Origin of the sequence: Kitasatospora sp. NPDC036755 (genome assembly GCF_040636595.1) — a bacterium.
Lineage (GTDB): Bacteria > Actinomycetota > Actinomycetes > Streptomycetales > Streptomycetaceae > Kitasatospora.
The window spans coordinates 1-8,916 of the sequence record NZ_JBEZUT010000348.1 but is presented as its reverse complement, the minus strand read 5'-3'; the positions used below and the strand labels follow the sequence as shown (position 1 = coordinate 8,916).

9 protein-coding genes and 2 tRNA genes are annotated in these 8,916 nt (G+C 73.6%); 2 read left to right on the top strand and 9 right to left on the bottom strand.

Features of this window, described 5'->3' with window-relative positions:
* On the bottom strand, positions 1–1,419 hold a 1,419-nt coding region (locus AB0E96_RS34510), incomplete at its 3' end, for an MFS transporter (RefSeq protein ID WP_359829743.1).
* Between the two features lie 102 nt (positions 1,420–1,521).
* Between AB0E96_RS34510 and AB0E96_RS34505 the strand changes: the two genes are divergently transcribed.
* The gene (locus tag AB0E96_RS34505) at positions 1,522–2,421 is read left to right on the top strand and encodes a helix-turn-helix transcriptional regulator (protein ID WP_359829742.1); all 900 of its coding nucleotides are present in this window, start codon (positions 1,522–1,524) and stop codon (positions 2,419–2,421) included.
* 138 nt (positions 2,422–2,559) lie between these two features.
* On the opposite strand, the gene AB0E96_RS34500 is transcribed toward AB0E96_RS34505, so the two are convergent.
* The 8 genes from AB0E96_RS34500 to AB0E96_RS34465 all read right to left on the bottom strand — a co-directional run bounded on the left by AB0E96_RS34500 (position 2,560) and on the right by AB0E96_RS34465 (position 7,494).
* Positions 2,560–2,632, bottom strand: a tRNA-Ala gene (locus tag AB0E96_RS34500).
* A gap of 43 nt (positions 2,633–2,675) precedes the next feature.
* Positions 2,676–2,748, bottom strand: a tRNA-Ala gene (locus tag AB0E96_RS34495).
* Between the two features lie 225 nt (positions 2,749–2,973).
* Positions 2,974–3,624: a histidine phosphatase family protein gene (locus tag AB0E96_RS34490; RefSeq protein WP_359829744.1), complete on the bottom strand. Its 651-nt coding sequence runs from the start codon at positions 3,622–3,624 to the stop codon at positions 2,974–2,976.
* Positions 3,621–4,079, bottom strand: coding sequence for a ribosome silencing factor (gene rsfS / locus AB0E96_RS34485; RefSeq protein WP_224284631.1), 459 nt, complete (start codon positions 4,077–4,079; stop codon positions 3,621–3,623). Before rsfS ends, AB0E96_RS34490 begins: the two co-directional genes overlap by 4 nt.
* A 213-nt stretch (positions 4,080–4,292) precedes the next feature.
* A complete protein-coding gene (locus AB0E96_RS34480) occupies positions 4,293–6,212 on the bottom strand; it encodes a LytR C-terminal domain-containing protein (protein WP_359829741.1) in 1,920 nt (639 codons plus the stop codon).
* Positions 6,213–6,226: 14 nt separating this feature from the next.
* Positions 6,227–6,859: a nicotinate-nucleotide adenylyltransferase gene (gene nadD / locus AB0E96_RS34475; RefSeq protein ID WP_359829740.1), complete on the bottom strand. Its 633-nt coding sequence runs from the start codon at positions 6,857–6,859 to the stop codon at positions 6,227–6,229.
* Between the two features lie 123 nt (positions 6,860–6,982).
* Entirely contained in the window at positions 6,983–7,138 is a 156-nt protein-coding gene (locus AB0E96_RS34470; protein WP_181970583.1) for a hypothetical protein, read from the bottom strand.
* Between the two features lie 209 nt (positions 7,139–7,347).
* The gene (locus tag AB0E96_RS34465; protein WP_158077652.1) at positions 7,348–7,494 is read right to left on the bottom strand and encodes a hypothetical protein; all 147 of its coding nucleotides are present in this window, start codon (positions 7,492–7,494) and stop codon (positions 7,348–7,350) included.
* A 349-nt stretch (positions 7,495–7,843) separates the two neighbouring features.
* On the opposite strand from AB0E96_RS34465, the gene AB0E96_RS34460 reads away from it, so the two are divergent.
* Positions 7,844–8,908: a M48 family metallopeptidase gene (locus AB0E96_RS34460; protein ID WP_359829739.1), complete on the top strand. Its 1,065-nt coding sequence runs from the start codon at positions 7,844–7,846 to the stop codon at positions 8,906–8,908.
* The last annotated feature ends 8 nt before the right edge of the window (positions 8,909–8,916 follow it).

Genomic DNA, 8,916 nt, shown 5'->3' with positions numbered 1-8,916 from the left:
GACGGGCACGACGGGCACGACGGCCGTTACCTGGGCCGGCGCCGCCTCTACCTGCGCCGCTTCCCCGGGCCCCGACTCGGCGGCCGGCGCCGGCAGGTCGACCCGCCCCAGGAACACCGAGCCCAGCACCGCGACGCCGATCACCTGGCCGAACTGGATGACCGTCACCATCACGCCGCTGGCGTCGGCCGCGTCCTCGGGCGTCACCCCCGCGAGCGCCCGGGCGAACAGCGGCGCGTACGCGCAGCCGGCGGCCATCCCGAGCGCGGTCGTCTCCAGCAGCGGCCCGGCGCCGATCCCCGCCCCGCCGCCGAGCAGCAGCCCGAGCAGCAGGTAGCCGCCGCCGAGCAGCACTCCGGCGAACACCGGCAGGGCCCGGTGCAGCCGCTGGGGCAACCGGTGCCAGAGCAGACTGGACAGGCCGAAGCCGGCGGCGAAGGGCGCCGAGCAGAGTCCGGCCCTCAGCGCGGTGTGGCCGAGCGCGGCCTGCTGGTGCAGGGCGAAGGCGAAGGTGAAGCCCGCGAACGCCGCCATGACCGCGAACAGCCCGGCGGCCGCGGGGCGCAGCCCGGGGGCGCGCAGCACCCGCCCGGAGATCAGCGGCTGTCCGCCGCGCCGGGCGATCCGGCGCTCGACGGCCACGAACAGGCCGAGCAGCAGTGCGCCGGCCACGATCATCGCCCAGCCCCAGCCGGGCCAACCCAGCTCGTGGCCGAGGACGAGCGGGACCACCAGCAGGCCGAGGGCCGCGCCGAGCACCACCAGGCCGGGCAGGTCGAAGCCGCGGGAGGCGTCGCCGGGCAGCCGGGGCAGCAGCCGGGCGCCCGCCGCCAGCAGCAGCAGGCCGATCGGCACGTTGACCAGGAACACCGGCCGCCAGCCGCTGCCGAACAGGTCGGCGCTGACCAGGATGCCACCGAGCACCTGGCCGAACGCCATGCCGCCGGCCAGCACCGCCGCGTGGAGGCCGAGCGCCCGGGTGCGGGCGGCACCGGTGAAGGTGCGCTGGAGCAGGCTCATCACCTGGGGCACCATCAGGGCCGAGCCGGCGCCCTGGAGCAGCCGGAAGGCGATCAGCCAGCCGGTGGCCGGGGCGAGACCGCAGGCCAGCGAGGCGGCGGTGAAGACGGCCAGGCCGAGCCGGAAGATCCGGCTGTAGCCGTAGCGGCCGCCGAGCCGGGCTCCGGTGATGAGCAGCACCGCGTAGGCGATGGTGTAGCCGGCGATGACCAGCTGGAGGGCGGCGCCGGAGGCGCCGAGGTCGGTTCGGATGGTGGGGACCGCGACATTGACGATGGAGACGTCGAGCATGGCCATGAACTGCCCGCACAGGACGAGCGCGAGGAGCAGCCCGGGCCGTACCGCCCGGGCCTCGGTGGTGCCTCCGGCCACGCGGGGCCGGCTCTGAAGGTCCGTCATGGCCGTCAGCCTGGGGCGGCGCCGGTACTGGTGGTTAGAGCCTGCCGATCCTGGTACCGGCAGCACCTGTTCCGGCCGGGCGGGCTGCGGCACGATGGGGCCATGACCGTCCTGGAGGAACTTCCCGCCACGGCCGGCGGGCGAGACCGCCGGCGCACCGAGCTGGCCCGTTTCCTGAGGGCCTGCCGGGCGCGGGTCACCCCCGAGGACGTCGGGCTGCCGCCGGGGCTGCGCCGCCGGACGCCGGGTCTGCGGCGCGAGGAGGTCGCGCAGCTCGCCGGGGTCGGGGTGACCTGGTACACGTGGCTGGAGCAGGGGCGGCCGATCAACGCGAGCGAGCAGGTGCTGCTGGCGGTGGCCCGGGCGCTGCGGCTGGACGGCACCGAGCACGAGCACCTGTTCCGGCTGGCCGGGGTGGCCTCCTCGGCGCGGGTGCTGCCGGCGGCGCCGGAGCTGTCGCCGTCGATCCGGGTGATCCTGGACGCGCTGGCCCCGCTGCCGGCCGCGGTCTCCAACACCCGGTTCGACGTGCTGGGCTTCAACGGCCCGTACCGCGCGATGTTCGGCACCGACCGGTTGCGCCCGTCCCGCGGGGCGGTGTTCAACAGCCTCTGGTGCATGCTGACCTCCCCGCCGTGCTGCAACCCGTGCGAGAACCGGGAGGAGACCCTGCCGCGGATGGTGGCGGTGCTGCGCTCGGCGTACGGCAAGCACGTGGGCGAGCCGGCCTGGGAGGGGCACGTGCAGCGGATGTCGGCGGGCAGCGCGCTGTTCCGGGAGCTGTGGGCCCGCCAGGAGGTCGCGCCGCCGGAGCCGTGGCTGCGGGTGTTCCGTCACCCGGAGGTCGGGGTGCTGAGGCTGAACGCCACCTACCTGACGATGCCGGGCGTGCCGGAGTGCTACATCGTGGTCTACGTGCCGGCCGAGCCGGAGGACCGGGAGCGGGTCGAGCGGCTCGCCGCGCTGCCGCCGGGCGGCCGGGACCACGTCTGCGAGACCTGAGGCCCCTCGGGCCCCGGGCCGCCGCACGCCACAAACCACAAGCCACACGACCGGAAGGCCGGAAGACCGGAAGGCCGCAGGCGGGCCCGAAACGCCGTAAGGCCGCCACCCAGTGGGTGACGGCCTTCCGAACTGCTGTGGAGCTATGGGGAATTGAACCCCAGACCTCTTGCATGCCATGCAAGCGCTCTACCAACTGAGCTATAGCCCCGCGACACGGACGACCCTGGCTGACCACGACCGCCGATGCGGAGTGGAGCTATGGGGAATTGAACCCCAGACCTCTTGCATGCCATGCAAGCGCTCTACCAACTGAGCTATAGCCCCGCACTCACCGGATCTCCCGCTTCCCTTCCGGGCCGCGTTCCTTCCCTGCGAACGAGGAAGACTCTAGCTGGTCAGGGGCGGAACTGCGAAATCCGCCCTTCCGAACCCCGCCGGACCCCCACCGAGCCCCCGCCGAACCCCGGCCGGGCCCCCGGGCCACGGCCCCGGCCGAGGGCCCCTGAGGGCCCCCGGCACCGCCGCCGCCCGAGCCGGTGCGGCGGCGGATCAGGTGTCGTCGCCGATGACCGGCTGCGGGAGCGTGCCCGCGTTGTGCTCCAGCAGGCGCCAGCCGCGCGCCCCCAGGCCGAGCACCGACCAGCAGCAGTTGGACAGCCCGCCGAAGCGCTCCCACTGGGCCGGCTCCAGGTCGAGCAGCCGCCCGAGCATGGTGCGGATCGTCCCGCCGTGGCTGACCACCACCAGCGTGCCGTTCTCCGGGAGCTTGCCGACGGCCTCCAGGACCACCGGCACCGAGCGGTCGGCGACCTCGGTGGCCAGCTCGCCGTCACCGCCGCGCCGCACCGGCTCGCCGGCCGCCCAGGCCTCGTACTCCTCCGGGAAGCGCTCGCGGATCTCGGCGTTGGTCAGGCCCTGCCAGGAGCCCGCGAAGGTCTCCCGCAGCCCCTCGTGGTGCTGCACGTCGAGCCCGGTGACCTCGGCCAGCTCCGCGGCGGTGCGCCGGGCCCGCTGGAGGTCCGAGGAGATGAGCAGGTCGGGACGGAGCCCGGAGAGCAGCCTGGCCGCCCGCTGGGCCTGCAGGACGCCCTGGCCGGTCAGCTCGATGTCCGTGCTGCCCTGGAAGCGCGACTCGAGGTTCCAGGAGGTCTGGCCGTGCCGCCAGAAGACGATGCGCGGGCCGCGCGCGCCCCGGCTCAGTGCAGGTCCTCGGGCTTGCCGAAGTCGTCGGCGGGCGCGACGGCGTTGCCGGCCTCGTCGGTGTGCGCGTCCGGGCGGTTGCGCGAGGCCAGGGCGTCCTCGGGCAGCGGCAGCTCGGGGCAGTCCTTCCAGAGGCGGTCCAGCGAGTAGAAGGAGCGCTCCTCGGAGTGCTGGACGTGCACGACGATGTCCAGGTAGTCGAGCAGGATCCAGCGGCCCTCGCGCTCGCCCTCGCGGCGCACCGGCTTGATGTCCAGCTGCTCGCGCAGCTGGTCCTCGATCTCCTCGGCGATCGAGCGGACCTGGCGGTCGTTGTTCGCGGAGGCGATCAGGAAGGCGTCGGTGATCGACAGCACCTCGCTGACGTCGAAGGCGATGATGTTGTGCGCGAGCTTGTCGGCCGCCGCCTGCGCGGCGACGGTGATGAGCTGCTGGCTGTGGTCGGTGACGGTCACGGTGTTCTTCCGGCTCGGCGGCTTGGGGGCGCCCCGGCGCGCGGCCGGGGTCGCCTTCCAGGATCTCACGCCGCCCGGGCGGGCCCGGAACCGATTTCCCGGGCCCGCCCGGGCCGCCCCACCACCGTTCCGGGCCCGCACGGCCGGCCCCATCGGCACTCCGGGCCCGTGCGGTCGCCCCCGGGCCGGGTCGTCCCGGTCCGGGCCGTCGCCCTACTGGCCCTTCGGCGGCTGGTAGTCCTTGCCGAGGACGACCAGCAGGTCCGCGTTCTGGGTGTCGCCGGTCACCTTCTTCACCGCCGTGTCCGGCAGGCCGAGGCTGGTCGCCAGCGACTTGGCCGCGCCCTGCCGGGCGTCGTCGGTGTAGCGGATCTCACTGGCGGCCTGCGGGGCGGCCTTGGCGCCGCCCGGGATGAACGTCAGGCCGGAGTTGACGATCTGGACCTGCGCCGCGGTGGCGGCCGTGTCGTTGCCGCTGGAGTCCTGGATCGCGACCCGCGCCGGGGCGTCGCCGGCGGCCGCGGACTTCACGGTGCCGCCCAGCACGTCCTTGACCTGCTTGCCCGCGGTCGCCTCGTCCAGGCTGCCGTCCGGCTTGACGGTCAGCGCGGTGGTGCCGAAGTGGCCGTCCTTCGCCTGCTGGGCGAGTTGGACGAGCACCCCGGCGAGGGCGTCCTCGGGCAGCGAGGGGTCGAGCACCGCGTTCATCCGGTGCACGTCGTCCTTGGCGTCCTTGAACTCGGTGGGCATGGTGCGCACCACGGCGTCCATCACCTGTCCGAACCGGGCCAGCTGGGCGTCCCGGTTCTCCCCCTGGTTCTGCAGCGTCGCGTACGCGACGGCGGCCTTCCCGCTGAGCATGGTGTTCTTCCCGGCCGCGGACAGCAGCTTGCCGTCCGGCTTGCCGCCCTCGTGGGTCTCGGCGTTGGTGTCCACCCGGACGCCGCCGAGCTGGGATACCAGCAGCTCCAGGTACGGGGTGTCCAGCCGCCAGGTGCCGGCCACCGGGGCGCCGAGCACGGTGGACAGGCCCTCGCGGGTCGCCGAGGCGCCGATGCCGTCCATGGACTGGCCGATCGTGGTGACCGGCGGGTCCCCCGGGCCGGGCAGCCGCAGGGTGTCGGGCAGCAGCAGGACCGTGCCCTTCTTCCCGGACGCGTCGTTGACCAGCAGCGCGCTGGACACCTTGCCCTGGAGGTCGCGCAGGTGGACGACGTTGACCTGGCGCCCGCCCGCCGCGGCGGCCGCGGTCGGCTTGTCACCGGTGAGGAAGAGGTAGCCGCCGACGCCGGCGGCCGCGAGCGCCGCCACCGCACCGAGGCCGATCAGCCGGTTGCGCAGCTTGCGGCGGCGCTCGGCGCGCACCTCGCTGCGGGACTCGGCGAACTTCAGCCAGTCGATGACGTCCTCGGTCTCCTCCGCCTCCTCGTCGACGAAGGTGAACTCGCCCGTGGTGTAGCTGTCCTTGGGCGCCTTGCCGCCGGCCTTCCCGGCCCGCGCCCCGGCGACCTGCTCGGACGGCGGAGCCGCCTTGGCCGACGCCATCTCCGCGGCGGGCCTGGGCACCCGAGGACGCGGCGGCGCGGCAGCGGAGGCGGCGGCGGGGCCGGCGGGCGCAGCGGCCTCGGCCGCCGGAGGCACCACCGAGGCCGGAGCCGGAGCCTCCCCGGGTGACGACGGCGCCTGCGGCTCGGCCGCGACCGGGGCGGCGGCCTGGTACGGCTGCTGCTGGTACCCGTCGTACCCCTGGTAGCCCTGCTGCTGGTAGCCGTACGGGTCCTGCCCGTACACCGGCTGCCCGTACTGGTCGTACTGCTGGTCGTACTGCTGCTGCTCGTACGACTGCGACTGGGACGGCGCCTGCGGCTGCTGCGGGAGCTGCCCGCCCTGCTGGTACCCGTCGTACCCCTGGTAGCCCTGCTGCTGGTAGCCGTACGGGTCCTGCCCGTACACCGGCTGCCCGTACTGGTCGTACTGCTGGTCGTACTGCTGCTGCTCGTACGACTGCGACTGCGGCTGGGACGGCGCCTGCGGCTGCTGCTCCTGCTGCGGGTGCCGGTAGCCCTGGTACGGCTGCTGGTACTGCCCGGTGGACCAGTCCTCCGGCCGCCGGCCGTCGTTGCGATCAGTCATGCACCGCTCCCGGATCAGTCCCCGCGCGGCGCGTACAGCGCCCGCTTGTCGATGTAGCGGACCACGCCGTCCGGGACGAGGTACCAGACCGGCTCGCCCTTGGCGACCCGGTTGCGGCAGTCCGTGGAGGAGATGGCCAGCGCCGGGACCTCCACCAGGGAGACCCCGCCCACCGGAAGCCCGGCGTCCGACAGAGTGTGCCCCGGGCGGGTGCATCCGATGAAGTGGGCCAGCGAGAAGAGCTCGTCGGAGTCGCGCCAGGACAGGATCTGGGCGAGCGCGTCGGCGCCGGTGATGAAGAAGAGGTCGGCGTCCGGGTGCATGGCGTGCAGGTCGCGCAGGGTGTCGACGGTGTACGTCGGGCCCTCGCGGTCGATGTCGATCCGGCTGACCGAGAACTGCGGGTTCTCGGCGGTGGCGATGACCGTCATCAGGTAGCGGTCCTCGGCCGGGGTGACGTGCCGGTCGCTCTTCTGCCACGGCTGCCCGGTCGGCACGAAGATCACTTCGTCCAGGTGGAACGCGCTCGCGACCTCACTGGCGGCGACGAGGTGGCCGTGGTGGATCGGGTCGAAGGTGCCGCCCATCACGCCGAGGCGCTTCTTCACCGGTTCCGGTCCGCCGGGATTCCCGGCCTGCTCTCCCATGCCGCCACACCTTACGCGACACCCGTTACGGTGCGGGAACGGCCGGGTGGGGGTTCTCCGGAGATGCGTGAGGGAGCGGCCGGCCGGTGGCCGGACGCTCCCCGAACCGCCCCAGGACCGGGCTCAGCGGTCCCGGTTGAAGCGGGTGGTGATGAAGAGCAGGACCAGCAGGATGACCAGCGCGGCGCCACCGGTCAGGGCCGGGTTCAGACTGTCGTGGTTGCCCCCCTCGCCCTCGGCGAGCAGGTTCAGGACGGGGAGTGCGGCAGCAGTGCTCATGGTCGGCGGGACCTTCTCGGCTCGGTGAACGGACCTGGGGGTTGTTCCGGGCCGGTGAGGGCCCACCCGTCATCGTACGGGGGGTTACACCGCAACCGCTCGGCGGCCCACCGCCGCTGACCGGGCGTGAGCGCGGGCCGCCGCGGGGCCGCGGACCGGGCCGCCGCGGGGGCCGTCGACCGGGTCCGGGGTCCCGGGGCCCGCCGGACCTAGTTGTTCTTGAAGGCGCGGGCCATGATCCAGATCAGCAGGCCGATGCCCACGAAGGACGCGACCACGATGATCCGCAGGAACAGGCCCGGGCCGGACTCGTCGGAGATGGGCGCGGCCAGGCTGACAAGCGTGTCGGTGGACATCTGCGGGGGCTCCTCGAACTGCTCGGTACCGCGGCCGGATCCGGTCTCGGTCGTCCAGGCCTCAGGGTAGACCGGCCTCACACCGGCGGCGCCCACCGGCCCCGGCGACGCGGCCGCCGGCCCGCCCTCGCCCCCACCGGCGCCCCCGTCCGGACCCCGGCCCGGAGCCCCGTCCGGGGCCCCGCCCGCGCCTCCGCCGCCCCACCGCCCACCGTGCGGACCGCGCGTACGCTGAGCCCGGGGACGAGTACGCAACCGCGCACGTTGCACAGACAGTCGTTTCAGGCGAAGACCAGCGGGGGGCGGGCCAGCGGGCCGCGGCCGCCGTCGACCAGGAGGTACTCAGACCATGACCGACACGACCTCGAAGACCCCGAGCCGACGCCGCGAGCGCTTCCCCGGGATCTCCACCCGGGCCTGGGAGCACCCGGCGGACCGCTCGGCCCTGGTCGCGCTGCGCAAGCTGACCGGCTTCGACGACATCCTGAAGAAGCTCGCGGGCCTGGTCTCCGAGCGGGCGATCCGGCTGATGTTCCTGGCCACCGCCGTGAAGACCTCCGAGCGCCAGTTCCCGGAGCTGCACGACATGGTGCGCGACGCCGCCTACGTGCTCGACCTGGAGCAGGTCCCCGACCTGTACGTCTCCCAGGACCCGACGGTCAACGCGTACTGCATCGGCATCGACACCCCGATCATCGTGATCACCAGCGGCCTGGTCGAGCTGCTGGACGAGGAGGAGCTGCGCTCGGTCATCGGCCACGAGGTCGGCCACGCGATGTCCGGCCACGCCGTCTACCGGACGATGCTGATGATCCTCACCAACATCGCCACCCGGATCGCCTGGGTGCCGCTCGGCAACCTGGCGATCACCGCGATCATCACCGCGCTCAAGGAGTGGTTCCGCAAGGCGGAGCTGTCCAGCGACCGGGCCGGCCTGCTCGCCGGGCAGGACCTCCAGGCGTCCATGCGGGCCCTGATGAAGCTGGCCGGCGGCCACAACCTGGCCGAGATGAACGTCGACGCCTTCCTGGAGCAGGCCGAGGAGTACGAGAAGGCCGGCGACCTGCGCGACGGCGTGCTCAAGGTGCTCCAGCTGCTGCCGCAGACCCACCCCTTCGCGGTGGTGCGGGTCGCCCAGCTGAAGAAGTGGGCGGAGAGCGAGGACTACCGCTCGATCCTGGCCGGCGCCTACCCGCGCCGCTCGGACGACCCGGACACCTCGGTCACCGAGCAGTGGAAGGCCGCCGCCGAGCACTACACGACCTCGGTCAAGGAGAGCAAGGACCCTCTGATGGGCCTGCTGCGGGACGTGGCCGGTGGCGCCGCGACCGTCGGCGGCAAGCTCCGCGACACCTTCACCGGCGGCGGCAACGGCAACGGCCGCGGCGGCTCCGCGGACCGCGACGGCAGCTGACCCCTCCC

What these genes read in the sequence shown, in the direction of transcription:
- AB0E96_RS34505 (WP_359829742.1), top strand. Translation starts at nt 1,522, where the DNA reads ATGACCGTCCTGGAGGAACTTCCCGCCACGGCCGGCGGGCGAGACCGC.
- AB0E96_RS34480 (WP_359829741.1), bottom strand. Translation starts at nt 6,212, where the DNA reads ATGACTGATCGCAACGACGGCCGGCGGCCGGAGGACTGGTCCACCGGG.
- nadD (WP_359829740.1), bottom strand. Translation starts at nt 6,859, where the DNA reads ATGGGAGAGCAGGCCGGGAATCCCGGCGGACCGGAACCGGTGAAGAAG.
- AB0E96_RS34470 (WP_181970583.1), bottom strand. Translation starts at nt 7,138, where the DNA reads ATGAGCACTGCTGCCGCACTCCCCGTCCTGAACCTGCTCGCCGAGGGC.
- AB0E96_RS34465 (WP_158077652.1), bottom strand. Translation starts at nt 7,494, where the DNA reads ATGTCCACCGACACGCTTGTCAGCCTGGCCGCGCCCATCTCCGACGAG.
- AB0E96_RS34460 (WP_359829739.1), top strand. Translation starts at nt 7,844, where the DNA reads ATGACCGACACGACCTCGAAGACCCCGAGCCGACGCCGCGAGCGCTTC.